At 70.8% G+C, this 24131-nt stretch carries 23 protein-coding genes; 9 read left to right on the top strand and 14 right to left on the bottom strand.

Annotated features, from left to right (window positions below; all coding sequences use genetic code 11):
- Positions 1-5: 5 nt before the first annotated feature.
- From sufB to K4G59_RS14475, 4 genes are all read right to left on the bottom strand, one after another.
- Positions 6-1433 carry a Fe-S cluster assembly protein SufB gene (sufB, locus tag K4G59_RS14490; protein ID WP_231251775.1) on the bottom strand — a complete coding sequence of 476 codons (1428 nt, stop codon included), beginning with the start codon at positions 1431-1433 and terminating at the stop codon, positions 6-8.
- Entirely contained in the window at positions 1430-2158 is a 729-nt protein-coding gene (locus K4G59_RS14485) for a helix-turn-helix transcriptional regulator (protein WP_372461819.1), read from the bottom strand. The genes sufB and K4G59_RS14485 overlap by 4 nt, the downstream gene beginning before the upstream one ends.
- Positions 2159-2238: 80 nt before the next feature.
- On the bottom strand, positions 2239-3063 hold the full coding sequence (locus tag K4G59_RS14480; protein WP_231251773.1) for an ABC transporter permease: 825 nt from the start codon (positions 3061-3063) through the stop codon (positions 2239-2241).
- Positions 3060-4064 carry an ATP-binding cassette domain-containing protein gene (locus K4G59_RS14475; RefSeq protein WP_231251772.1) on the bottom strand — a complete coding sequence of 335 codons (1005 nt, stop codon included), beginning with the start codon at positions 4062-4064 and terminating at the stop codon, positions 3060-3062. The genes K4G59_RS14480 and K4G59_RS14475 overlap by 4 nt, the downstream gene beginning before the upstream one ends.
- Before the next feature lie 64 nt (positions 4065-4128).
- Between K4G59_RS14475 and K4G59_RS14470 the strand changes: the two genes are divergently transcribed.
- The 3 genes from K4G59_RS14470 to K4G59_RS14460 are packed head-to-tail and all read left to right on the top strand — an operon-like array spanning position 4129 to position 6775.
- Positions 4129-5067, top strand: a complete 939-nt coding sequence (locus K4G59_RS14470) for an ABC transporter ATP-binding protein (protein WP_231251771.1) — start codon at positions 4129-4131, stop codon at positions 5065-5067.
- Positions 5064-5849, top strand: coding sequence for an ABC transporter permease (locus K4G59_RS14465; protein WP_231251770.1), 786 nt, complete (start codon positions 5064-5066; stop codon positions 5847-5849). Before K4G59_RS14470 ends, K4G59_RS14465 begins: the two co-directional genes overlap by 4 nt.
- Entirely contained in the window at positions 5849-6775 is a 927-nt protein-coding gene (locus tag K4G59_RS14460; protein ID WP_231251769.1) for a COX15/CtaA family protein, read from the top strand. Before K4G59_RS14465 ends, K4G59_RS14460 begins: the two co-directional genes overlap by 1 nt.
- A gap of 6 nt (positions 6776-6781) precedes the next feature.
- Here K4G59_RS14460 and K4G59_RS14455 read toward each other — a convergent pair whose 3' ends face one another.
- A complete protein-coding gene (locus K4G59_RS14455) occupies positions 6782-7825 on the bottom strand; it encodes a heme o synthase (protein ID WP_372461818.1) in 1044 nt (347 codons plus the stop codon).
- 172 nt (positions 7826-7997) lie between these two features.
- Here K4G59_RS14455 and tkt point away from each other — a divergent pair, with 172 nt between their 5' ends.
- The 6 genes from tkt (at position 7998) to pgl (ending at position 16148) form a co-directional block, all read left to right on the top strand.
- Positions 7998-10109: a transketolase gene (gene tkt, locus K4G59_RS14450; RefSeq protein ID WP_231251869.1), complete on the top strand. Its 2112-nt coding sequence runs from the start codon at positions 7998-8000 to the stop codon at positions 10107-10109.
- 41 nt (positions 10110-10150) lie between these two features.
- Entirely contained in the window at positions 10151-11266 is a 1116-nt protein-coding gene (gene tal, locus K4G59_RS14445) for a transaldolase (RefSeq protein WP_231251767.1), read from the top strand.
- Positions 11263-12924, top strand: coding sequence for a glucose-6-phosphate isomerase (gene pgi / locus K4G59_RS14440; RefSeq protein ID WP_231251766.1), 1662 nt, complete (start codon positions 11263-11265; stop codon positions 12922-12924). Before tal ends, pgi begins: the two co-directional genes overlap by 4 nt.
- A gap of 64 nt (positions 12925-12988) precedes the next feature.
- A complete protein-coding gene (gene zwf, locus K4G59_RS14435) occupies positions 12989-14512 on the top strand; it encodes a glucose-6-phosphate dehydrogenase (protein ID WP_231251765.1) in 1524 nt (507 codons plus the stop codon).
- On the top strand, positions 14512-15423 hold the full coding sequence (locus tag K4G59_RS14430) for a glucose-6-phosphate dehydrogenase assembly protein OpcA (RefSeq protein ID WP_231251764.1): 912 nt from the start codon (positions 14512-14514) through the stop codon (positions 15421-15423). The genes zwf and K4G59_RS14430 overlap by 1 nt, the downstream gene beginning before the upstream one ends.
- Entirely contained in the window at positions 15420-16148 is a 729-nt protein-coding gene (gene pgl, locus K4G59_RS14425) for a 6-phosphogluconolactonase (protein WP_231251763.1), read from the top strand. Before K4G59_RS14430 ends, pgl begins: the two co-directional genes overlap by 4 nt.
- 81 nt (positions 16149-16229) lie before the next feature.
- Here pgl and K4G59_RS14420 read toward each other — a convergent pair whose 3' ends face one another.
- The 9 genes from K4G59_RS14420 to rapZ all read right to left on the bottom strand — a co-directional run bounded on the left by K4G59_RS14420 (position 16230) and on the right by rapZ (position 24121).
- Positions 16230-17222 (bottom strand): type IV toxin-antitoxin system AbiEi family antitoxin, encoded by a 993-nt coding sequence (locus tag K4G59_RS14420; protein ID WP_231251762.1) that lies wholly within the window; start codon positions 17220-17222, stop codon positions 16230-16232.
- Between the two features lie 176 nt (positions 17223-17398).
- Positions 17399-17758: an RNA polymerase-binding protein RbpA gene (locus K4G59_RS14415; RefSeq protein WP_308189401.1), complete on the bottom strand. Its 360-nt coding sequence runs from the start codon at positions 17756-17758 to the stop codon at positions 17399-17401.
- 31 nt (positions 17759-17789) lie between these two features.
- Positions 17790-18029, bottom strand: coding sequence for a preprotein translocase subunit SecG (secG, locus tag K4G59_RS14410; protein ID WP_207081657.1), 240 nt, complete (start codon positions 18027-18029; stop codon positions 17790-17792).
- 44 nt (positions 18030-18073) lie between these two features.
- The gene (gene tpiA / locus K4G59_RS14405) at positions 18074-18844 is read right to left on the bottom strand and encodes a triose-phosphate isomerase (protein ID WP_231251868.1); all 771 of its coding nucleotides are present in this window, start codon (positions 18842-18844) and stop codon (positions 18074-18076) included.
- A gap of 31 nt (positions 18845-18875) precedes the next feature.
- Positions 18876-20078 (bottom strand): phosphoglycerate kinase, encoded by a 1203-nt coding sequence (locus K4G59_RS14400; protein WP_231251760.1) that lies wholly within the window; start codon positions 20076-20078, stop codon positions 18876-18878.
- A 5-nt stretch (positions 20079-20083) separates the two neighbouring features.
- Entirely contained in the window at positions 20084-21079 is a 996-nt protein-coding gene (gap, locus tag K4G59_RS14395) for a type I glyceraldehyde-3-phosphate dehydrogenase (RefSeq protein ID WP_231251759.1), read from the bottom strand.
- Between the two features lie 159 nt (positions 21080-21238).
- Positions 21239-22225, bottom strand: a complete 987-nt coding sequence (gene whiA, locus K4G59_RS14390; protein WP_231251758.1) for a DNA-binding protein WhiA — start codon at positions 22223-22225, stop codon at positions 21239-21241.
- Between the two features lie 53 nt (positions 22226-22278).
- A complete protein-coding gene (locus K4G59_RS14385; protein WP_231251757.1) occupies positions 22279-23250 on the bottom strand; it encodes a gluconeogenesis factor YvcK family protein in 972 nt (323 codons plus the stop codon).
- A 1-nt stretch (position 23251) separates the two neighbouring features.
- Entirely contained in the window at positions 23252-24121 is an 870-nt protein-coding gene (gene rapZ / locus K4G59_RS14380; RefSeq protein WP_231251756.1) for an RNase adapter RapZ, read from the bottom strand.
- Positions 24122-24131 lie beyond the last annotated feature (10 nt).

Below are 24131 nucleotides of genomic sequence, written 5' to 3'. Positions count from 1 at the left end.
GAGCGTCAGCCCACGGCCCCTTCCATCTGGAGCTCGATGAGGCGGTTGAGCTCGAGGGCGTACTCCATCGGCAGCTCCTTGGCGATCGGCTCGACGAAGCCGCGCACGATCATCGCCATCGCCTCGTCCTGCTCCATGCCGCGTGACATGAGGTAGAAGAGCTGGTCGTCGGAGACCTTCGAGACGCTCGCCTCGTGGCCCATCGACACGTCGTCCTCGCGGATGTCGACGTAGGGGTAGGTGTCGCTGCGGCTGATCTGGTCGACCAGCAGCGCGTCGCACAGCACGTTGGACTTCGAGCCGTGGGCACCCTCGTTGACCTGGATGAGGCCGCGGTACGACGTACGCCCGCCGCCGCGCGCCACCGACTTGCTCAGGATCGAGCTCGACGTGTGCGGCGCTGCGTGCACCATCTTGGCGCCGGCGTCCTGGTGCTGACCCTCGCCGGCGAACGCGATCGACAGCGTCTCGCCCTTGGCGTGCTCGCCCATGAGGTAGATGGCGGGGTACTTCATCGTCACCTTGGAGCCGATGTTGCCGTCGACCCACTCCATGGTCGCGCCGGCCTCGCAGGTGGCGCGCTTGGTGACGAGGTTGTAGACGTTGTTCGACCAGTTCTGGATGGTCGTGTAACGGCAGCGACCACCCTTCTTGACGATGATCTCGACGACCGCGGAGTGCAGCGAGTCCGAGGAGTAGATCGGCGCGGTGCAGCCCTCGACGTAGTGCACGTAGGCGTCCTCGTCGACGATGATCAGCGTCCGCTCGAACTGGCCCATGTTCTCGGTGTTGATCCGGAAGTAGGCCTGCAGCGGGATGTCGACGTGGACACCCTTCGGGACGTAGATGAACGAGCCGCCCGACCACACCGAGGTGTTGAGCGCGGCGAACTTGTTGTCACCGACCGGGATGACGGTGCCGAAGTACTCCTTGAAGAGCTCCTCGTGCTCCTTCAGCGCGGTGTCGGTGTCGACGAAGATGACGCCCTGCTCCTCGAGGTCCTCGCGGATCGAGTGGTAGACGACCTCGGACTCGTACTGGGCGGCCACGCCGGAGACGAGGCGCTGCTTCTCGGCCTCGGGGATGCCGAGCTTGTCGTAGGTGTTCTTGATGTCCTCGGGAAGGTCGTCCCACGTGGCCGCCTGCTTCTCGCTGGAGCGCACGAAGTACTTGATGTTGTCGAAGTCGATGCCTCCCAGGTCCGAGCCCCACGTCGGCATCGGCTTGCGGTGGAAGAGCTTGAGGCCCTTCAGGCGCAGGTCGAGCATCCACTGCGGCTCGCTCTTGAGACCGGAGATGTCGCGTACGACGTCCTCGCTGAGGCCCCGCTTGGCGACGGAGCCCGCCGCGTCGCTGTCGGACCAGCCGAACTCGTAGCGGCCGATGCCCTTGAGCTCCGGGTTCATTTCTTCGATGCTCAGGTTCTGGGTCATGACTGCTCCTTCTTGGGGTCCGTCTGAGGGTCCGTCTTGAGGGTCTGGGGGATGCAGGTGGTGCACACGCCGTCGCCGTGGGCGATGGTGGCGAGACGCTGGACGTGGGTGCCGAGCACGGAGGCGATCGCTTCGGTCTCGGCCTCGCACAGCTGCGGGAACTCGTGGGCGACGTGGGAGACCGGGCAGTGCTGCTGGCACAGCTGCTCCCCCACGACCGGCAGGTCGCGCACCGAGGCGGCGTAGCCGTTCTGGGTGAAGACCCGCGCGAGCGCCTCGGCAGGCGTCAGGTCCGGGTCGGCGGCCGTGACGACGGCGTAGTCGCGCTCGACGAAGGCGACGCGACGGCGGGCGAACTCGACGACGGCGTCCTCGCCCTGGGTCTCGGCGAGGAAGCGCATCGCCTGCACGGCGAGGTCGTCGTACTGCTGGTCGAAGCTGTCGCGCCCCGCCTCGGTGAGCGCGAAGACCCGCGCCGGGCGGCCGCGACCGCGCGTGCCGTAGACCTTCTGCTCGCGCGACTCGACGATGCCCTCGGCGAGCAGGTGCTCGAGGTGGCGGCGTACGGCGGCGGGCGTCAGGTCGAGGCGGCCGGCGAGGTCAGCCGCGGTGGACGGTCCGTTCTCCAGGATCGTGCGCGCCACGCGGTCGCGCGTCGGCGCGTCCCCGTCAAGGCTCGCCGAAGCGCGGCTGGGCGCTCCTGCGGTAGATCCGGTCAATTCCACAACGACAGTGTGACGTTATTGCCCCACCTGCTTCAAGGAAGGGTCACCTAAGTGCGCCGGGGACTCTGTCCGCACCGCGCTCAGTCGGCCGTGCGACTGCGGAACGTGCGGATCGCCAGGGGGGCCACCACGGCGGTGATGAGGATGATCCAGCCGATGGTGAACGGGATCGGGTGGTGCATCGGGAACGCCGCGCCCTCGGCCAGCGGCTGGTCGTTGCCCCAGAGCTCGCGCACGGCCTGGGTGAGCGAGGAGATGGGGTTCCACTCGGCGACGGTCCGCAGGAAGGGCGGCATCCGGTCGGTCGGGGCGAAGGTGTTGGCGAGGAAGGTGATCGGGAAGATCGTGGCGAACATGACCCCGTTGACCGCCTCGACCGAGCGCATCGCGGAGCCGACGAGGATCCCGATCCAGATCATCGCGAAGCCCCACCCGAGCAGCAGCACGTAGCCGAAGGCGGCCTCGAAGATGTTGGTGTGGATGCGCCAGCCGATCAGCAGGCCGGTCAGCGACATCACGACCAGCCCGATCGAGGCGTGCACGATGCTGGAGATGCTGCGTCCGACCAGGACCGCCGCCGGGTTGATCGGCAGCGACCGCATCCGGTCGACGATGCCCTTCTCCAGGTCGGAGGTCAGCCCGACCGCCACGATGAACGAGGCGAAGGCCACGGTCTGGGCCATGATCCCCGCCAGCAGGAACGCGCGATAGCCGGCGGGCGTGGCCACGTCGATGGACGAGCCGAAGACGTAGGCGAAGAGCAGCACGAACATCACCGGCTGGATGGTGACGTCCAGCAGCATCTCGGGCATCCGCCGGATGTGGCGGAAGTTGCGCCGGGCGATGGCCCACGACTGGGTCAGGAGGCCGGTGTCGCGGATCTCGGGTCGCTCGATGGTGCTCATCGGGTGATCCTTCCTGCCTGCTCGGTGGCGGTCTCGTCGTCCTGGGTCCCGTCCTGGGCCCCGTCCTCTGCCCGGTGGCCGGTGAGGTGGAGGAACACGTCGTCCAGGCTCGGGCGCTTGAGCCCGATGTCGTCGAGCACGATGCCGCTCTCGTCGAAGATCCCGGCGACCCTCGTCATGTGGCCCAGCCCCTCGGCGGGCGCGGTCAGCTGTCGGGAGCCGGCGTCCACGTGGACCTCCCTGACGTGCGGACGGATGAGGGCCTCCGCCGCCTCGAGGTCGCGGGGGTGGGACACCGTGACCACGAGCGCCGCAGCGCCGGACTGGTCCTTGAGCTGCAGCGGGGTGCCCTCGGCGATGACCGTGCCCCGGTCGATGACCACGATGTTGTCGGCCAGCTGGTCGGCCTCCTCCAGGTATTGGGTGGTCAGCAGGAGCGTGGTGCCGTCCTTGACCAGCTCGCGCAGCACCTCCCAGAGCTCGACGCGCGAGCGCGGGTCGAGGCCGGTGGTCGGCTCGTCGAGGAAGAGCACCGGCGGCGTCGCGATCAGGCTGACCGCGAGGTCGAGGCGCCGGCGCATCCCGCCGGAGTAGGTCTTGGCGATCCGGTCACCGGCGTCGGAGAGGGAGAAGCGCTCGAGCAGCTCGCCGCTGGCACGGGTGAGGTAGCTCGGGTCGAGGCCGTAGAGCCGGCCGATGAGGCGCAGGTTCTCCCGACCGGTCAGCAGCTCGTCCACGGTCGCCGCCTGCCCGGTCAGGCCCATGCTGCGGCGCACCGCTGCGGGGTCGTGGAGGATGTCGTGACCGGCGACGCGCGCGGTGCCGGACGTGGGACGGGTCAGCGTCGTCATCATGCGGACCGTCGTGGTCTTGCCGGCTCCGTTGGGCCCGAGGAGGCCGAGGACGGTGCCCTCCGGCACGACGAAGGACACCCCGTCCACGGCCACGGTGTCCCCGAAGTGCTTGACGAGGCCCTCGGCCTCGATCGCTGGGCGAGTCATGGCAGCCACGCTAGCGGCGGGGACCGACAGCCGCCGCCCATTAACCCGCCCCTAGGATTGGAGCGTGCCAACCGCCTCCCCCGCCGTCGAGATCGACGGCCTGGTGATGGCGTACGGCGACAAGGTGGCCGTCGACGGACTCTCGCTCGAGGTCGCACGTGGATCCGTCACCGCCGTGCTCGGTCCGAACGGGGCGGGCAAGACCACGACGCTGGAGACCTGCGAGGGCTACCGCGTCCCGCAGCGCGGCACGGTGCGGGTGCTCGGGCTCGACCCGCAGCGCGACCGCGCGGCACTGCTCCCCCGGATCGGTGTGATGCTGCAGGCCGGCGGCGCGTGGAGCGGCGTACGTGCGGTGGAGATGCTCGAGCACATGGCCTCCCTGCACGCCCTCCCGCTCGACACCGAGATGCTGGTCGAGCGCCTCGGCCTGGGTGACTGCGGACGTACGCCCTACCGCCGGCTCTCCGGAGGGCAGAAGCAGCGGCTCGGCCTCGCCATCGCGCTCGTGGGCCGTCCCGAGCTGGTCTTCGTCGACGAGCCGACGGCGGGCATGGACCCGCAAGCCCGGCGCACGACCTGGGAGCTGCTCGAGGAGATCCGCGCCGACGGCGTGACGGTGGTGCTCACCACCCACCACATGGACGAGGCCGAGCACCTCGCCGACCGCATCCACATCATCGACCGCGGCCGCGTGATCACCAGCGGCACGCCGGCCGAGCTGACCCGGGGCGGCCGCTCGGCCACCATCCGCCTCGTGGTCAACCGGCCCTTCCCCGAAGGCGCCCCGGAGTCGCTGCGCGCCGAGCTCGGCCCCGAGACCGAGGTGCGCCAGCTCGACGAGGTCAGCATGCTCATCCACGGCCCCGCCGACTCGACCACGCTGGGCCGGGTCTCGCGCTGGTGCGAGGAGCACGGCGTGCTTCCCCAGACGCTCAACCTCGGCCAGCGCACCCTCGAGGACGTCTTCCTCGAGCTCACCGGACGCGAGCTCGCCTCGTGAGCCCCCGCACCTTCGCTCCCGCCCCCGGCGGCGCATCGCTGCGCCGCATGGTGCTCGCCCAGTCCCGGATGGAGGCGCGGCTCATGCTGCGCAACGGTGAGCAGCTGCTGCTCGCCATCGTCATCCCGGTGATCGTGCTCGTCGGGGGCGTGGCCGCGGCCGGGCGGATCGGGATCGACCTCGACGGGCACCGCGCGGTCGACATCCTCACGCCCGGGGTGCTCGCTCTGGCGGTGATGTCGACGGCCTTCACCTCGGTGGCGATCTCGACCGGCTTCGAGCGCCGCTACGGCGTCATCAAGCTCCTCGGCGCCTCCCCGCTGCCACGCCACGGCCTGCTGCTCGGCAAGGTGCTCGCCCTGCTCAACGTGGTCGCGCTCCAGCTCGTCGTGCTGGTGGTCGTGGGTCTGCTGCTCGGCTGGGAGCCGACGCTGGACGCACCTGCGCGCACGGTGCTGGGCGTGGTCCTGGCGGTCGCGCTCGGCACCGCGGCCTTCGCCGCCCTCGGCCTGTTCGTGGCCGGTGCACTGCGCGCCGAGGCGACCCTGGCCCTCGCCAACCTCGTCTACCTCCTGCTCATGGCCGGGGGAGGCGTGGTGCTCCCGACGAGCACCTACGGCGCCGCGTCGACCGTCATCCAGTGGCTCCCGTCCGGCGCGCTCGGCGAGGCGATGCGTACGGCCCTCGTGGAGGCGGGCGTCGACGGTCGCTCCCTGCTCGTCCTCGCTGCCTGGGCCGCCCTGGGCACGCTGCTCACGGCTCGAACCTTCAGGTGGGAATGATGCACACCCTGCTCGCCCGGCTCTCCCGGCACCTCTGGCCCCTCGCGGTGGCCAACCTGCTCGCCAACATCGGCATCGTGGTCACCGGCGGCGCCGTACGCCTCACCGGCTCCGGACTCGGCTGCCCGACCTGGCCGCGCTGCACCGACGACTCCTACGTCGCCCACGGCGAGCTGGGTCTCCACGGTGCCATCGAGTTCGGCAACCGGCTGCTCACCTTCGTCCTCGTCGCGATCGCACTGCTGTGCTTCCTCGCCGCCCTCGGCGCGAGGCACCGCCGAGCGACGCGGCTCTCGCTCGTCATCGGGCTCGGCATCCCGCTCCAGGCCGTCATCGGCGGCGTCACGGTGCTGACCGACCTCAACCCGTGGATCGTGGCCGGGCACTTCCTGCTCTCGATGGCGATGATCATGGTCTGCGTCGCGCTGCTCGACGAGCTGCGCAGCCCCGACCGCACCGCCGCCCCCCGGCTGCCGCGCAGGCTGGCCTGGGCGACGCTGGCGTCGGGCTGGGTGGCGCTCTACCTCGGGACCGTCGTCACCGGCGCCGGTCCGCACGCCGGTGACACCGACTCGCCGCGCAACGGGCTCGACCCGGCGGCCGTCTCCCAGGCGCACGCGATCTCCGTCTACGTCCTCGTGGCCCTCACGGTGGCACTGCTCGTCGTCGCGGTCCGCGGTGGCCACCGGTGGCTGGCCCGCGTGACCGGCCTGGTGCTCGTCGTCGAGGTGCTCCAGGGCACGCTCGGATGGGTGCAGTACTGGCTCGACCTGCCGGTCGCCCTCGTCGCCCTGCACATGCTCGGCGCCGGGCTGCTCGCGGCGGGGCTGGCCCGGATCGGGCTCGCCGTGCTTCCGCACGCCTCGGAGAACGAGGCCCGGGCCGAGGCGGGCACGCAGCCGCGCGCGGCCACGCACCTCGGCTGACGCGGGTCAGCCCAGCAGCGGGTCGAGCGCGACCGCGACGAACAGCAGCGAGAGGTAGAGGTTCGATGCGTGGAACAGGCGCATCGGGTTGATCTCGGACAGCGCGTCGGAACGCTTCGCGCGGCCCCACATGCGGTGGGCCTCCACCAGGAAGACCGCGCCCAGCACAGCGGCGGCCACGGGATAGACGAGGCTGGTGCCGGCCACGGGCCACAGCAGCAGCGAGGTCGCCACCATCACCCAGCTGTAGACGACCACCTGTCGGCCCACCTCTGCGGCGGGCTTCACGACCGGCAGCATCGGGACGTCGACGTTGCGGTAGTCCTCGCGGTAGCGCAGCGCCAGGGCCCAGGTGTGGGGCGGGGTCCAGAAGAAGACGACGAGGAACAGCACCACCGGCGTCCACGCCAGCTCGTTGGTGACCGCGGTCCAGCCGATGAGTGCCGGGAAGCACCCGGCGAGGCCGCCCCAGACGATGTTCTGCGTCGTGCGCCGCTTGAGCAGCATCGTGTAGACGAAGACGTAGAAGGCGTTGGCCAGGAGCGAGAGCCCGGCAGAGAGCCAGTTGACCCAGAAGCCCAGCACCACGGTCGACAGCACCGCCAGCACCGTGGCGAAGACGAGCGCGGAGACCGGCGACACCATGTGCCGCGGCAGTGCCCGGCGACGCGTACGCCGCATCTGCTCGTCGATGTCGCGGTCGTAGACGCAGTTGTAGGCCGACGCCGAGCCCGCGGACAGCGAGCCGCCGATCACGGTCGCCACCACCAGGCCGAGGGCGGGGATGCCACGCTCGGCGAAGAACATGACCGGCACGGTCGTGAGCAGCAGCAGCTCGATCACGCGCGGCTTGGTCAGTCCGACGTAGGCCGCGACGACGTCGCGCCAGGTCGGCGGTCCCTCGCTCCCGGGCTCGTCACCGGTCGACGGCCGCGCGGATGCTGCGTGCGGGCCGGCGTGGGACACGGTGGGGACCTCGGTGACAGGAGGGAGCGGGACAGGACGGATGCGATCCCGACTTCGGGGAACCGAGGTGGATGAGGAGCACATGAACCGACATCCGGACGGCCCGTCGGGCGGGGTCGAGTCTACTCGGCCACGGCGATAGGCTCGCAGTCGAGGCCACCTCGTGCCCCTGTGATCCTGCACTCCAGCCCGAGCTCCAGCCCGAGTCCCGGGCCGCACTCCACCGAGAGGAACCGCGTTGACCGAGAAGTCCGCCCTGCCCACCACCCTCGAGTGGGACGACGTCGACCAGCGCGCGGTCGACACCTCCCGGGTCCTGGCGATGGACGCGGTCCAGAAGGTCGGCAACGGCCACCCCGGCACGGCGATGAGCCTCGCCCCGGTGGCGTACCTGCTGTTCCAGAAGGTCATGCGCCACGACCCGGCCGACCCGGAGTGGATGGCCCGCGACCGGTTCGTGCTGTCGTGCGGCCACAGCTCGATCACCCTCTACACCCAGCTCTACCTCGGCGGCTTCGGCCTCGAGCTCGACGACCTGAAGGCGCTGCGCACGTGGGGCTCCAAGACCCCGGGCCACCCGGAGCTCGGCCACACCGCCGGCGTCGAGGTGACGACCGGACCGCTGGGCCAGGGCGTCGGCAACGCCGTCGGGATGGCCCTGTCTGGACGGCGCGTCCACGGCATGCTCGACGCCGACGCCGCGCCCGGCGAGGGCCTCTTCGACCACCAGGTCTACGTCCTGGCCTCCGACGGCGACCTCCAGGAGGGCGTCAGCTCCGAGGCGAGCTCGATCGCCGGCACCCAGAAGCTCGGCAACCTCACCCTCATCTACGACCGCAACCGGATCTCGATCGAGGGCGACACCGACATCGCCTTCACCGAGGACGTCGCCGCCCGCTACGAGGCCTACGGCTGGCACGTCCAGACCGTCGACTGGACCAACGGCGGCACCGACTACGTCGAGGACGTCCCCGCCCTCTACGCCGCCATCCGCAAGGCCCGCGACGTGAGCGACCAGCCCTCGCTGATCGTGCTCGACACGGTCATCGCGTGGCCGGCGCCCAACGCCCAGGGCACCGAGGCCGCCCACGGCAGCGCCCTCGGCGCCGAGGAGGTCGCCGCCACCAAGAAGATCCTCGGCTTCGACCCGGACCAGACCTTCGAGATCCCGCCGGGCGTGCTCGAGCGCACCCGCGAGCTGCGCGAGCGCGGGTCAGCCTGGGGTGCTGCATGGGACGAGGCGTACGCCGCCTGGGCCGACGCCCACCCCGAGTCCGCCGAGCTGCTGCACCGGCTCAAGCGCCGCGCCATGCCCGCCGACCTCGCCGAGACGCTGCCGACCTTCCCCGCCGACGCCAAGGGCGTCGCCACCCGGTCCGCCTCGGGCAAGGTCATCAACGCGCTGGCACCGGTGCTGCCCGAGCTGTGGGGCGGCTCCGCCGACCTCGCCGGCTCCAACAACACCACGATCACCAGCGCCCCCTCCGTCGGTCCCGAGGTCGCCGAGGTCGGCGAGTGGAGCACCGACCCCCACGCCGGTCGGGTCCTCCACTTCGGCATCCGCGAGCACGGCATGGGCGCGATCATGAACGGCATCGCGGCCGACCGGCTCACCCGCGTCTTCGGTGGCACGTTCCTCACCTTCTCCGACTACATGCGCGGCTCGGTGCGCGTGGCGGCGCTCAGCAAGCTGCCGGTCACCTACGTGTGGACCCACGACTCCATCGGCCTCGGCGAGGACGGCCCGACGCACCAGCCGGTCGAGCACCTCGCCGCCCTGCGCGCCATGCCCGGCCTCGACGTCGTACGCCCCGCGGACGCCAACGAGACCGTCGCCGCCTGGCAGACGATCCTGGGTCGCACCGACTCCCCCGCCGCCCTGGCCCTGACCCGCCAGAACGTGCCGGTCTTCCCGCGCGGCGAGGACGCCGACTCCGGGCAGACGTGGGGCTCGACCGAGGGCGTTGCCCGCGGCGCCTACGTGCTGCTCGACGCCGACAAGGGCACGCCTGACGTGATCCTCGTCGGCACCGGCTCGGAGGTGCAGCTCGCCGTCGAGGCGCGGGCGCTGCTCGCCGAGGACGGCATCGACGCCCGCGTGGTGTCGATGCCGTGCCTGGAGTGGTTCGAGGAGCAGGACGAGTCCTACCGCGACACCGTCCTGCCCCCCACCGTGAAGGCGCGCGTGTCCGTCGAGGCCGGCGTCAAGCAGGGCTGGCGCGAGATCGTCGGCGACAACGGCCGGATCATCTCCATCGACCACTACGGCGCGTCCGCCGACTACGCCCGGATCTACACCGAGGTCGGCATCACCGCCCAGGCCGTCGCCGACGCCGCGCGCGACAGCGTCGCCGTCGTCAACGCCTGAGCGACCACGACCGTCCAGACCCATCCACGGGAGGAACCCGCATGAACGACCGCCTCAAGGCCCTGGCCGACGCCGGGGTGTCCATCTGGCTCGACGACCTGTCCCGCGAGCGCCTCGAGACCGGCAACCTCGCCGACCTCGTGCAGAACCGCAACGTGGTCGGGGTGACGTCCAACCCGGCGATCTTCCAGGCCGCGCTCGCCGACGGCGAGCGCTACGACGCCCAGGTGCGCGAGCTCGCCGCCGACGGCGCCGACGTCGACCGCGCCACGATGGTCATCACCACCGACGACGTGCGCGAGGCCTGCAAGGTCATGCGTCCGGTCTTCGACGCCACCGACGGCGTCGACGGCCGCGTCTCCATCGAGGTCTCCCCCGGCCTGGCCCACTCGACCGACGAGACCGTCACCGAGGCCGCCGCGCTGTGGAAGACCGTCGACCAGCCCAACGTGATGATCAAGATCCCCGGCACCGAGGCCGGCTGGCCCGCCATCACCGAGACCATCGCCGCCGGCATCTCGGTCAACGTGACGCTGATCTTCGGCCTCGAGCAGTACCGCAACGTCATGGAGGCCTACGTCTCCGGCCTCGAGAAGGCGCTGGAGAACGGCCACGAGCTCGCCGACATCCACTCGGTCGCCTCGTTCTTCGTCTCGCGCGTGGACTCCGAGATCGACAAGCGCCTCGAGGCCACCACCGAGGGTCCGGGCACCGACCCGGCCCTGCGCGGCAAGGCCGGCGTGGCCAACGCCCGCCTGGCGTTCCAGATGTACGAGGAGTTCTTCGCCGGCTCCCGCTGGGAGGCCCTCGCGGCCAAGGGGGCGCGCAAGCAGCGACCGCTGTGGGCCTCGACCGGCGTGAAGAACCCCGACTACGACGACACGATGTACGTCGTCGACCTCGTCGTCGAGGACACCGTCAACACCATGCCGGAGAAGACCCTCGACGCCGTCGCCGACCACGGCGAGGTGCGCGGGGACCGCGTACGCCCCTTCTACGACGACGCGGCCGCGCACATGCAGGCGCTCGCCGACGCGGGCATCGACTACGACGACGTCATCGCGGTGCTGATCGCGGAGGGCGTCGACAAGTTCGTCGTCGCCTGGGACGAGCTCCAGACCACCCTGTCGGCCTCCCTCGAGGCCGCGCGGGCATGAGCACGGGCGCGGTCGACCCCACCACCACGGCCGCGTGGAGCCGGCTGGCTCGGCTGGCCGGCTCCTTCCAGCCCGACCTGCGCTCCTCCCTCACCCCCGACTGGGTCGAGGAGCAGACCCTGGTCGCCGGTGACCTGCACGTCGACCTGTCGAAGAACCTCGTCGACGCGGAGGTCGAGTCGGCGCTGCTGGCGCTCGCCGACGAGGTCGACGTCCTGGGTCGCCGCGACGCGATGCTCGCCGGTGAGCGGATCAACGTCACCGAGGACCGCGCCGTGCTCCACACCGCACTCCGTCTCCCGGCAGGCGCGTCGCTGACGGTCGACGGCCAGGACGTGGTGGCCGACGTGCACGAGGTGCTCGAGCGGGCGTACGCCTTCGCGGAGCGCGTGCGCTCGGGCGAGTGGACCGGGGTCACCGGGCGCCGCATCGAGACGGTCGTCAACATCGGCATCGGCGGCTCCGACCTCGGTCCGGTGATGGCCTACGAGGCGCTCGAGCCCTACCGCCAGGACGGCCTGTCCTGCCGCTTCATCAGCAACATCGACCCGACCGACGCCGGGCAGTCGCTGTCCGGCCTCGACCCCGAGACGACGCTGTTCATCGTCTCCAGCAAGACCTTCGGGACGCTGGAGACGCTGACCAACGCCCGACTCTGCAGGGCATGGCTGCTCGAGCAGCTCCCGGCCGGCACCGACGCCGACGCAGCGGTCGCGCAGCACTTCGTCGCCGTCTCGACCGCGCTCGACAAGGTCGCCGACTTCGGCATCGACACCGACAACGCCTTCGGCTTCTGGGACTGGGTCGGCGGCCGCTACTCGATGGACTCGGCCATCGGCCTCTCGCTGGTGATCGCGATCGGCCCTGAGCGCTTCGCCGAGCTGCTGGCGGGCTTCCACGCGATGGACGAGCACTTCCGCACGGCACCTGCGGCAGCCAACGTGCCGCTGAGGATGGGACTGCTCAACGTCTGGTACACCAACTTCCTCGGTGCCCACACCCACGCGGTGCTGCCCTACTCCCAGCTGCTGCACCGCTTCCCGGCCTACCTCCAGCAGCTCACGATGGAGTCCAACGGCAAGGGTGTGCGGTGGGACGGCACGCCGGTGGACTACGACACCGGCGAGGTCTTCTGGGGCGAGCCCGGCACCAACGGCCAGCACGCCTTCTACCAGCTGATCCACCAGGGCACCCGACTCGTGCCGGCGGACTTCATCGCCTTCGCGCGGCCGGCGTACCCCCTCGTCGACGAGGTCGACGGACGGCAGGTGGACGTCCACGAGCTGTTCCTCGCCAACTTCTTCGCCCAGACCAAGGCGCTGGCCTTCGGCAAGACCGCCGACGAGGTCCGTGCCGAGGGGGTGGAGGAGGCGCTCGTGCCGGCCCGCACGTTCCCCGGCAACCGGCCCACGACCTCGATCATGGCGCCGCTGCTGACGCCCGGGGTGCTGGGCCAGCTGGTCGCGCTCTACGAGCACATCACCTTCGTCGAGGGCGCCGTGTGGGGCATCGACAGCTTCGACCAGTGGGGCGTCGAGCTCGGCAAGCAGCTCGCCCAGGAGCTCGGCCCCGCCGTCTCGGGCGACACCGGAGTGCTCGCGGAGCAGGACCCCTCCACCCAGTCCCTGATCGGCTACTACCAGGAGCACCGAGGCTGATGAGCACCCCACGACGTTCTTCTCCCCCGCTCCGCTCCTCCGAACAACGACCTGGGGACCCCGCATGACGCACGTGAACCCGCTGCGCGACCCGCAGGACCGCCGGCTCCCCCGCATCGCCGGCCCCTGCGGGATGGTGCTGTTCGGCGTCACCGGCGACCTGTCGCGCAAGAAGGTCATGCCGGCCATCTACGACCTCGCCAACCGCGGCCTGCTGCCTCCGGGCTTCAGCCTCGTCGGCTTCGCGCGCCGCGACTGGGCCGACCAGGACTTCGCGCAGATCGTGCACGACGCGGTCAAGGAGCACGCCCGTACGCCGTTCCGCGAGGAGGTCTGGAACCAGCTCTCCGAGGGCTTCCGCTTCGTGCCGGGCAACTTCGACGACGACGACGCCTTCGAGCAGCTGCGCCGCACCGTCGAGGAGCTCGACCAGCTCCGAGGCACCGGCGGCAACATGGCCTTCTACCTCGCGATCCCGCCGTCGTTCTTCGGCACGGTCGTGGGCCAGCTCAAGAAGCACGGCCTCGCCGACCGCGCCGGGGACCAGTGGCGCCGCGTGGTCGTGGAGAAGCCCTTCGGCCACGACCTCGAGTCGGCGCGTGAGCTCAACGACGTCCTCGCCGACGTCTTCCCGTCGGGCTCGATCTTCCGCATCGACCACTACCTCGGCAAGGAGACGGTGCAGAACATCCTCGCGATGCGCTTCGCGAACAACATGTTCGAGCCGATCTGGAACGCCAACTACGTCGACCACGTGCAGATCACGATGGCCGAGGACATCGGCATCGGCGGCCGCGCCGGCTACTACGACGGGATCGGCGCCGCCCGCGACGTCATCCAGAACCACCTCCTCCAGCTGATGGCGCTGGTCGCCATGGAGGAGCCGATCGCCTTCGACGCCGAGAGCCTGCGCATCGAGAAGCTCAAGGTGCTCGCCTCCGCCCAGCTGCCCCCGCGGCTCGACACGACCACCGCGCGCGGCCAGTACGCCCCCGGCTGGGCCGGCGGGGAGAAGGTGACCGGCTTCCTCGACGAGGAGGGCATCGAGAAGACCTCGACGACCGAGACCTTCGCCGCGATCACCGTCCACGTCGAGACCCGGCGCTGGGCCGGCGTGCCGTTCTACCTCCGCACCGGCAAGCGCCTGGGTCGACGCGTCACCGAGGTCGCTGTGGTGTTCAAGAAGGCGCCGCACCTGCCGTTCTCGCAGACCGCGACCGAGGACCTCACCCAGAACGCCCTCGTCATCCGGGTCCAGCCCGACGAGGGCATGACGATGCGCTTCGGCTCGAAGGTGCCGGGCACCGCGATGGAGATCCGCGACGTCAACATGGACTTCGCCTACGGTGGCTCCTTCACCGAGGCGAGCGCCGAGGCCTACGAGCGCCTCATCCTCGACGTCCTGCTCGGCGACCCGCCGCTCTTCCCGCGCCACGAGGAGGTCGAGCTGTCGTGGAGGCTCCTCGACCCGGTCATCGATCACTGGGCGAAGAAGGGCCGACCCGACGCGTACGACTCCGGCACCTGGGGTCCGCCGTCCGCAGACAAGATGCTGGCCCGCGACGGCCGCACCTGGAGGAGGCCGTAATGATCGAGCTGACCGACACCAACTCGGCGAAGATCGCCGCGGAGTTCGTCCGCGCCCGCACCCGCGCCGGCAGCCCCGCGATGGGCATGGTGATGACGCTGATCATCGTGACGCCCGAGGACGACGCCGCCGAGGCGATGCGGGCCGCCAAGCGGGCCTCGCGCGAGCACCCCTCACGCGTGCTCGGCGTGATCCTGGGCGACGCCCGCGGCTCCGCCGTGGTCAACGCGCAGGTCGGCAGCGGTGACGGGTGGGGCGGCGAGACCGCGCTCATCCGACTCAAGGGCGAGGTGGTCAAGCACGCTGAGTCAGTGGTGCTGCCCCTGCTCCTGCCCGACTCCCCCGTCGCCATCTGGTGGCCCACCTCGGCACCTGCCGACCCGGCATCAGACCCGCTCGGCGCGCTGGCCCAGCGCCGGATCACCGACTCGGCCGCGGTCTCGCGCGGCAAGGCGACCGCGATGCTCGCCCAGTGCCAGCACTACTCGCCCGGCAACACCGACCTCAGCTGGACCCGGCTGACACCGTGGCGCGCCCTGCTCGCAGCAGCACTCGACCAGCACCCCCTCAAGGTCACCGGCGCACAGGTGACCGCGGAGCGGGTCAGCCCGAGCGCCGACCTGCTCGTGGCGTGGCTCACCGATCGGCTCAAGGTCGAGGTCACGCGCGCCAACTCCGACGGGCCAGGGATCACGGAGGTCAGCATGGACACCAAGGAAGGCGCGATCCGCATCTCGCGTGCCGACGGCCGACTGGCCACGTTCTCCTCGCCCCACCGGCCCGACCGGCCCGTCGCGCTGAAGCGGCGCGAGGTCCCGGCGCTGCTGTCTGAGGAGCTGCGCCGACTCGACGAGGACGACGTGTACGCCCATGTCGCGGCACGCCTCGTCAAGCTGAGGAGCACGACGTGAGCGCCCCCGAGATCCGCCGCCACGACGACGCCGACCTCCTGGTCGGCGACATCGCCTCCGCCCTGCTCGACCGGCTCGAGGCCGCCCAGGCGCGTGGTGAGGTGCCGCAGGTCGGGCTCACCGGTGGCAGCATCGCCGAGGCGCTGCACCGCGAGCTCGCGCGGCGGGCGGCCGACTCCTCGCTCGACTGGTCGCGCGTGGTCTTCTGGTGGGGTGACGAGCGGTTCGTGCCTGCGGACTCCCCCGACCGCAACGCGCGCCAGGCCCGCGAGGCGTTGCTCGACCACGTCGCCGTCGACCCGGCCAACGTCCACGAGGTGCCGGCCAGCGACGCGGTCGCCACCGCCGAGGACGCAGCCGCCGCCTACAGTGCCGACCTGCGCGAGCACGGCGACAGTGCCTTCGAGGTGCTGATGCTCGGGATCGGGCCGGACGGGCACTGCGCCTCGCTCTTCCCCGGGCACCCCGTCCTCAGCGCGCGCGACGCGATCGCCGTCGCGGTGCACGACTCCCCCAAGCCGCCGTCGGACCGCGTGACCTTGACCTTCGAGACGTTGGGGCGCTCCCGAGCGGTGTGGTTCATCGCCAGCGGTGAGGGCAAGGCCGAGGCCGTCGCCCGCGCCCTCGCCGAGGACGGGTCGGTCGAGGAGACACCCGCTCGCGGCGTACGCGGCGAGGAGACCGTGTGGTGGCTCGACGAGGATGCCGCCTCCGCTCTCTCCTGACCGGGCAGTTTCTTGCGCTGAACCCCGCCGACCGGGCGGTTCCTCGCGCTGTGCGCGACTGACCGGGCACTTCATTGCGCATCACATGCGCGCGAGGTCGATGATGGTCACGCTGCGTGAGGCGTACGTCGCCCGCGCCGACTCGAAGCCGGCCCGGAGTCGGTCACCGGCGCCGAGCTCGTTGCCGTAGCAGTCCTCCCTGACGAACACGTCCATCATCCAGGCGCGCCGTGTCCTCAACCACGACAGTCGTTCGTCGTCGTGCTTCCCCGCGTCGTCGTCGTGGAACTGCTCGCCGAAGTACTCCGCGCCGTAGCGCACCTCACGACTTCCCACGTCGATCCGGAACCGTGGCGTCCCGTCATCGGCGTACTCCCAGATCTGCGTCTCGGGCGGAACGGGGATGCCTGACTCGTGCCAGTGCAGCCGGAGCGCGCTCTCGGGTGGCGACTCCGCGCCGGTGTCGCCCAACGGCGCGAGATGGCGCAGCTGTACGACGCCGCGGTGCCCCTTGAACCGGTCGACCTCAGTGAGGAGCTGGCGCTGGTCCACGCCGAGGCGGAGGAAGCCGTCGATGGCGGCCAGTGCGTCGTACCTCCACAGCAGCCGCCCGAGGTCGCACGTGGTACGCAGCGGGGAGGTGATGAGAACTCCTTCGACCTCCTCCACGTCGCGTGGAAGCAGCTCACGGACTCCGCTCCTGACGCCAGCTCGGCGCATGCGACTTCCGGCGAGGCTGAACAGGTCGAGGGACGGCATCTCGTGGATCGCGCTCCGTGGCAGCGCGTCGACACCGTGCACCCACGCCGCTGTGCGGTCGACGACCACGACGTGCGGAGGGAGCACCAGCTCGACGGCCGCCACCCGCAGTCGCAGCGAGTCGGGGACGTGGGATGCCACGAAGACCCCGCGGAGCAGCGGCCGGAGCAGCCCGCCCGCAACGAGCCTGCGGCGCAGGCTGGCCGCCACACCGGCGACATCGGCCTCGACGGCAGTGAACGGGCGATCGATCGGGATCGGCGCCGATCCGTCGAGGAACGCGACATCACGACACCAGGCGGGCAGCTGCGGCATGGCGATGACCCTGCCCGGATCCGACAACAGGTGCAGCGGTCATCCACAGGCGCAAGCATCTGCGCAACGAAGTGCCCGGTCGACGGGCCTCGGCGCAACGAAGCGCCCGGTCAGCGAGTCTCAGCGCGAGGAAGCGCCTGGTCAGCGAGTCTCAGCGCGAGGAAGCGCCCGGTCGGTCAGAAGATGATCTCGCCGGCCTTGCGACGGCTGCGCAGCAGGGCGACAGCCTCGTCGAGGATGTCGGCCGCCTCGGTCTCGCTGCGACGCTCCTTCACGTAGGCCAGGTGCGTCTTGTAGGGCTCGGTCTTCGGCGCCGGGGGCGGGTTCTCCGAGTCCAGGCTCGCGGGCAGGCCGCACTTGGGGCAGTCCCACGAGTCGGGCGCGGTGGCCTCGATCGAGAACGTCACCACCGACCGGTGGTCGTGGCTGCAGAAGTAGGTGACCGTCTGGCGGGGAGCGGCTTCGCCGCGCTCCGCCTCGCCCATCGGACCGGCACCGATTCGACTACCGCGGATCGCATTTCCAGCACCAGCCACGACGACTCCTTCGAAAGAAAGCTGAGGGGGATTAGTTGCCCGCGTAGGCCTTGAGCAGACCGAGGGCGATGATGCACGCAAACCAGATGACACCGACGCCGACCGTGAAGCGGTCGAGGTTGCGCTCGGCCACCGACGATCCCCCCAAGCTGCTGGAGACGCCGCCACCGAACATGTCGGAGAGGCCACCACCGCGGCCCTTGTGGAGCAGCACCAGCAGGATCATGATCGCGCTCGTGATGACGAGCAGGATGGTGAAGAGCAGAATCACGAGCGGCAGCCTACGTCACGTCCACGCGGAACCGGTGAGCGCCCTCACAGCACGGGCATGTCGTAGAAACGGCAGATGCCACCGAACTCGTCGACCTGCAGGCTGGCGCCGCCCACGAGGCATCCGTCGACGTCCTGCTTCTCCATGATCCCGCCGGCGTTGGCGGCCTTGACCGACCCGCCGTAGAGGATCCGTAGGCCGTCGGCGGCCGCGTCGCCGTGCACCTCGCGCACGCGCCCACGGATGGCTGCACAGACCTCCTGCGCGTCGTCGGGGGTGGCGACCTCGCCGGTCCCGATGGCCCACACGGGCTCGTAGGCGACCACGAGACCGGCGACCTGCTCCGCGGTGAAGCCGTCGAGCGAGCCGTCCACCTGCGTCAGCGTGAACGGCACGTGCTCGCCCGCCTGACGCACGTCGAGCCCCTCGCCGACGCACACGATCGGCGTCATGCCGGCCGCGAGCGACTTGTGGGCCTTGGCGTTGACCAGCTCGTCGGACTCGTTGTGGTACATCCGCCGCTCGGAGTGCCCGACCACGACGTAGGAGCAGCCCAGCTTGCTGAGCATGCCCGCGGAGATCTCGCCGGTGTAGGCGCCCTCGTCGTGCACGGACACGTCCTGCGCGCCGTAGCGGATCGAGAGGCGGTCGCCGTCGACCAGCGTCTGCACCGACCGGATGTCGGTGAACGGCGGCACGACGACCACCTCGACCTTGCCGTGGTCGTGGCGCTTGTCCGACAGCGTCCAGGCGAGCTTCTGGACCAGCACCACCGCTTCCTGGTGGTTGAGGTTCATCTTCCAGTTGCCCGCCATCAGCGGCGTGCGGTCGTTCTTGGCCACGGGTTCAGTCCCTCTCGAGTACGGCGATGCCCGGGAGCTCCTTGCCCTCCAGGAACTCCAGCGACGCGCCACCGCCGGTGGAGATGTGGCCGAAGGCGGCCTCGTCGAAGCCCAGCTGTCGTACGGCGGCAGCGGAGTCGCCACCACCGACGACGGACAGGCCGTCGACCTTCGTCAGTGCCTCGGCGACGGCACGGGTGCCGTCGGCGAACGCCTCGACCTCGAAGACGCCCATCGGCCCGTTCCAGAAGACCGTACGCGCGTCGCTCAGCGCCGCTGCGAAGGCAGCCGCCGAGTCGGGACCGATGTCGAGCCCGAGGGCGTCCGACGGGATCTCCGAGGCGGGCACGACCCGGGGCTCGGGGGCGCGGTCGCCCGACGGGAACGCCGTGTCGACCACGACGTCGGTCGGGAGCAGGATCTCCACCCCACGGTCCGCGGCCTCGGCGAGGTAGCGGGTGCAGGTGTCGAGCTGGTCTGCCTCGAGCAGGCTCTTGCCGACCTCATGACCCTGGGCCTTGAGGAAGGTGAAGACCATGCCGCCGCCGATGAGCAGCTTGTCAGCCTTGTCGATGAGGTTGTCGATGACGCCGAGCTTGTCCGAGACCTTCGAGCCACCGAGGACGACGACGTAGGGGCGCTCGGGGTGCTCGGTCAGCCGTCGCAGCACGTCGACCTCCGCCGCGACCAGTCCGCCCATGGCGGACGGCAGCCGCAGCGCGACGTCGTACACGCTGGCCTGCTTGCGGTGCACGACACCGAAGCCGTCGGAGACGAAGGCGTCGGCCAGCTGCGCGAGCTGGTCGGCGAACGCGCCGCGGACGGCGTCGTCCTTCGACGTCTCGCCGTCGTTGAACCGGACGTTCTCCAGCAGGGCGATCCCGCCGTCCTCGAGACCGGCCACCGCCTCCGACGCGCTGGCGCCGACGGTGTCGGACGCGAACACGACCGGGCGACCCAGGAGCTCGGAGAGCCGGCGCGCGACCGGCTCGAGGGAGTACCTCGGGTCGGGCGAGCCGCCCGGGCGGCCCAGGTGGGCGGTGACGACCACCCGGGCGCCCGCGTCGGACAGCTGCGTGATGGTCGGGACGCTCGCGCGGATCCGGCCGTCGTCGGTGATGGTGGTGCCGTCGAGCGGCACGTTGAGGTCCGAGCGGACCAGCACGCGCTTGCCCGACAGGTTCCCCAGCGAGGCGATGTCCGACATCGAGCTCAGAGGCTCGAGCCGACGTGGGTGATGAGGTCGGCGAGGCGGTTGGAGTAGCCCCACTCGTTGTCGTACCAGCCCAGGACCTTCACCTGGTTGCCGATGACCTTGGTCAGCGGCGCGTCGAAGATGCACGACGCCGGGTCGGTGACGATGTCGGTGGAGACGATCGGGTCGGTCGAGTAGCGCAGGTAGCGGCCGTCGGCGGCGGCCTTGACGATCTCGTTGACCTCGTCGACCGACGTCTCGCGCGAGGCCTCGAACGTGAGGTCGGTGGCCGAGCCGGTCGGGACCGGGACGCGCATGGCGTAGCCGTCGAGCTTGCCCTTGAGCTCGGGCAGCACCAGGCCGATGGCCTTCGCAGCGCCGGTCGAGGTGGGCACCATGTTGAGCGCGGCGGCGCGGGCGCGACGCGGGTCCTTGTGGATGTTGTCCTGGAGGTTCTGGTCGGCGGTGTAGGCGTGGATGGTGGTCATCAGGCCCTTGTTGATGCCCAGGCCGTCGTGCAGGGCCTTCGCCATCGGCGCCAGGCAGTTGGTGGTGCAGGACGCGTTGGAGATGACCGTGTGCTGCGAGGGGTCGTAGAGCTCGTGGTTGACGCCCATCACGATGGTGATGTCCTCGTTGGAGGCGGGCGCGGAGATGATGACCTTCTTCGCGCCGGCCTCGACGTGGGCCTTGGCCTTGGTCGCGTCGGTGAAGAAGCCGGTGGACTCGACGACGACGTCGACGCCCAGGTCGCCCCACGACAGGTTGGCCGGGTCGCGCTCGGCGGACACGGCGATCCGCTGGTCGCCGACCATGATCGAGGTGTCGTCGCTCGACACGTCGGCGTCGAGACGCCCGAGGATCGAGTCGAACTTGAGCAGGTGGGCCAGCGACGCGTTGTCGGTCAGGTCGTTGACGCCGACGATCTCGATGTCAGCGCCCGAGGCGCGCACGGCACGGAAGAAGTTGCGGCCGATGCGGCCGAAGCCGTTGATGCCTACGCGGACGGTCATGGTGGATGCCTCCTAGGTGCGGGGCCTTCGGTGGCCCCGTCGACAGCTCTGGCCTTCGGTGACCAGCATCACCGACCCTATCGGGTCACGCCGGAGCACCGGAGCGAGGTCGACCGCGGTACGGACAGGTAACTTTGGATCGATCCAAAGTCCCCCGCCTCAGCCTTCCTCGGCCAGCATCTCCGGCGTCAGGGACGCCTCCGTGTCGGGGATGCCGAGCTCCTCGGCGCGCTTGTCCGCCATCGCGAGCAGTCGGCGGATCCGCCCGGCGATCGCGTCCTTGGTCAGGACCGGGTCGTGCAGCTGGCCGAGCTCCTCGAGCGAGGCCTGCTTGTGCTCGAGGCGGAGGTGCCCGGCCTGGCGCAGGTGGTCGGGGACCTCCTCGCCGAGGATCTCCAGCGCGCGCTCGACGCGTGCGCCCGCGGCCACGGCTGCCCGCGCGGACCGGCGCAGGTTGGCGTCGTCGAAGTTCGCGAGGCGGTTGGCGGTGGCACGGACCTCGCGGCGCATCCGACGCTCCTCCCACGCCATGAGCGACTCGTGGGCGCCGAGGCGGGTGAGCAGCGCACCGATGGCGTCGCCGTCGCGGATCACGACCCGGTCCACACCACGCACCTCGCGCGCCTTGGCGGAGATGCCGAGACGACGGGCGACGCCGACGATCGCGAGCGCGGCCTCCGGGCCGGGGCAGGTGATCTCCAGTGACGACGAGCGGCCGGGCTCGGTCAGGGAGCCGTGGGCGAGGAAGGCGCCGCGCCACGCCGCGACCGCGTCGCAGCCGCCACCGCTGACGACGGCGGGCGGCAGGCCGCGTACGGGACGACCGCGCTGGTCGAGCAGGCCGGTCTGGCGTGCCAGGGCCTCACCGTCCTTGGTCACCCGCACGATGTAGCGCGAGCCCTTCCGGATGCCGTTGCCCTGGACCATGACCACGTCGGAGGGATGGCCGTAGACCTCGGAGATGTCCTTGCGCAGGCGCCGCGCGGCGGCACCGGTGTCGAGCTCGGCCTCCACGACGATGCGGCCGCTCACGATGTGCAGGCCGCCTGCGAAGCGGAGCATCGAGGCGACCTCGGCCTTGCGGCAGCAGGTCTTGGTGATCTGGGTGGAGGCGAGCTCTGCCTTCACCTGTGCCGTCATAGCCATGGTCCGAATCCTGCCATGCTGGTCAACGACCCTCGACCGCCCGGCCGACCCGGTCAGGCCCCGTCGACGATGCGTCGGAAGGCGGCCGCGAGGCGGTCCGGGTCGTGGCGCGGCTCGCCGCGTACGGCGATGTCCTCGACGACCAGTCGGGCGCCCCGATCGGCGACCGCCTTCTCGAGCGCCTCGCGCTCCCCCGCCAGCGACCCGGCGTCGACCAGCACGGCGTGCACGTTGAGGTCGGGGGCGTGCTCGAACAGCGCCGCGAGGTGCTCCTCGGGCCCGAAACCGGTGGTCTCGCCCGCCTGCGCCTCGAGGTTGAGCACGACGACCAGCCGCCCCGGCGTCTCGGCCAGCGCCCGGCGCAGGCCCGGCACCATCAGGTGCGGGATCACCGAGCTGAACCACGAGCCGGGGCCCAGCACGACCCACTCGGCGGCCAGGACGGCCTCGACCGCCTCCGCGCAGGCCTGCGGGTCCTCCGGCACCAGGGCGACCGACTCGATCTGCCCGGCGGTCGTGGCGACCTCCACCTGGCCGCGTACGACCGTGAGGGCACCCGGGTCCGACGGGTCTGCGCCACGCACCCGCGCGGTGATGTCCATCGGCGTGGTGGCCATCGGCAGCACGCGTCCGTGCGCGCCCAGCAGGCGACCGACCCAGTCGAGGCCCCGCACGTGGTCGCCGCCCATCAGCTCCCACAGCCCCACGATGAGGAGGTTGCCGACGACGTGGCCGTTGAGCTCCCCCTGCCCCGCGAAGCGGTGCTGCACCACCTCGGCCCACGTGCGGCCCCACTCGTCGTCGCCGCAGAGCGCGGCGAGCGCCATGCGCAGGTCTCCGGGAGGCAGTACGCCGAACTCGCCCCGCAGGCGGCCCGACGACCCACCGTTGTCGGCCACCGTCACGACGGCCGTCAGGTCGTCGATGGTGAGGTCGTCGTTGAGCCGCCGCAGCGCCGACAGCGTGGCGGCCAGGCCGTGGCCCCCACCGAGGGCGACCGCAGCCTGCGCGGTCTCGCGCGCCACCTCACTCCCTGCCGAGGTCGCGGTGCGCGGTGCGCACGTCGTAGCCCGCCTGCCGCATCAGCCCGGCGATTGCCTCCGTCATGGCCACGCTGCGGTGCTTGCCGCCGGTGCAGCCGACGGCGACCTGCATGAAGCGCTTGCCCTCGGTCAGGTAGCCCTGGGCGACGGTCTGCAGGACCGGGAGGTACTGGTCGAGGAAGGTCCCGGCACCGGGCTGGGACAGCACGTAGGCAGACACGTCGGGGTCCCGGCCGTTCTGCGGGCGCAGCTCGGGCACCCAGTGCGGGTTGGGCAGGAAGCGCATGTCGGCGACCCAGTCGGCGTCGACGGGGATGCCGTACTTGAAGCCGAAGCTGATGACGGTCACCTTCAGGCGGGTCGTCGCGGCGGTGCCGAAGAGCTCGGTGATGCGGTCCTGGAGCTGGTGGACGTTGAAGTTGGAGGTGTCGAGGAGCACGTCGGCGTCGCCGCGGATGTCGGCCATGACCTCCCGCTCGCGCTGCAGCCCGTGGAGCAGGCGACCGCTTCCCTGCATCGGGTGCGGACGGCGAGCGGCCTCCTGGCGGCGTACGAGCACCTCGTCGGTCGCCTCGAGGAACAGCAGCGTCGTCGGCCGGCCGGTGACCTGCTGGTGACGGTTGGCCTGGAGTGAGTCGAAGAAGGAGCCCGAGCGCACGTCGACGACCACGGCGATCGGCTGGTCGATGCCGCGGCTGTCGTCGACGAGGCGCACGACGTCACGCACCAGCGTCGGCGGCAGGTTGTCGACCACGAAGTAGCCGAGGTCCTCCAGCTCCTTGGCGGCCGTGCTCCGGCCGGCCCCGGTCATGCCGGTGACGATGACCAGCTCGCCGGGAGTCGCCTCGACCATTCAGTCCTCC

Source organism: Nocardioides furvisabuli, assembly GCF_021083185.1.
GTDB classification, from domain to species: domain Bacteria; phylum Actinomycetota; class Actinomycetes; order Propionibacteriales; family Nocardioidaceae; genus Nocardioides; species Nocardioides furvisabuli.
The sequence above is the reverse complement of the archived record's forward strand: the minus strand, read 5'-3'. Positions and strand labels throughout refer to the sequence as shown.

Coding starts and splice junctions, on each gene's coding strand:
- rapZ (WP_231251756.1), bottom strand. CDS start 24,121: ATGGTCGAGGCGACTCCCGGCGAGCTGGTCATCGTCACCGGCATGACC.
- pgi (WP_231251766.1), top strand. CDS start 11,263: ATGAGCACGGGCGCGGTCGACCCCACCACCACGGCCGCGTGGAGCCGG.
- K4G59_RS14480 (WP_231251773.1), bottom strand. CDS start 3,063: ATGAGCACCATCGAGCGACCCGAGATCCGCGACACCGGCCTCCTGACC.
- K4G59_RS14475 (WP_231251772.1), bottom strand. CDS start 4,064: ATGACTCGCCCAGCGATCGAGGCCGAGGGCCTCGTCAAGCACTTCGGG.
- whiA (WP_231251758.1), bottom strand. CDS start 22,225: ATGGCTATGACGGCACAGGTGAAGGCAGAGCTCGCCTCCACCCAGATC.
- tal (WP_231251767.1), top strand. CDS start 10,151: ATGAACGACCGCCTCAAGGCCCTGGCCGACGCCGGGGTGTCCATCTGG.
- K4G59_RS14455 (WP_372461818.1), bottom strand. CDS start 7,825: ATGTGCTCCTCATCCACCTCGGTTCCCCGAAGTCGGGATCGCATCCGT.
- K4G59_RS14420 (WP_231251762.1), bottom strand. CDS start 17,222: ATGCCGCAGCTGCCCGCCTGGTGTCGTGATGTCGCGTTCCTCGACGGA.
- K4G59_RS14400 (WP_231251760.1), bottom strand. CDS start 20,078: ATGTCGGACATCGCCTCGCTGGGGAACCTGTCGGGCAAGCGCGTGCTG.
- zwf (WP_231251765.1), top strand. CDS start 12,989: ATGACGCACGTGAACCCGCTGCGCGACCCGCAGGACCGCCGGCTCCCC.
- tpiA (WP_231251868.1), bottom strand. CDS start 18,844: ATGGCGGGCAACTGGAAGATGAACCTCAACCACCAGGAAGCGGTGGTG.
- K4G59_RS14460 (WP_231251769.1), top strand. CDS start 5,849: ATGCACACCCTGCTCGCCCGGCTCTCCCGGCACCTCTGGCCCCTCGCG.
- gap (WP_231251759.1), bottom strand. CDS start 21,079: ATGACCGTCCGCGTAGGCATCAACGGCTTCGGCCGCATCGGCCGCAAC.
- sufB (WP_231251775.1), bottom strand. CDS start 1,433: ATGACCCAGAACCTGAGCATCGAAGAAATGAACCCGGAGCTCAAGGGC.
- K4G59_RS14430 (WP_231251764.1), top strand. CDS start 14,512: ATGATCGAGCTGACCGACACCAACTCGGCGAAGATCGCCGCGGAGTTC.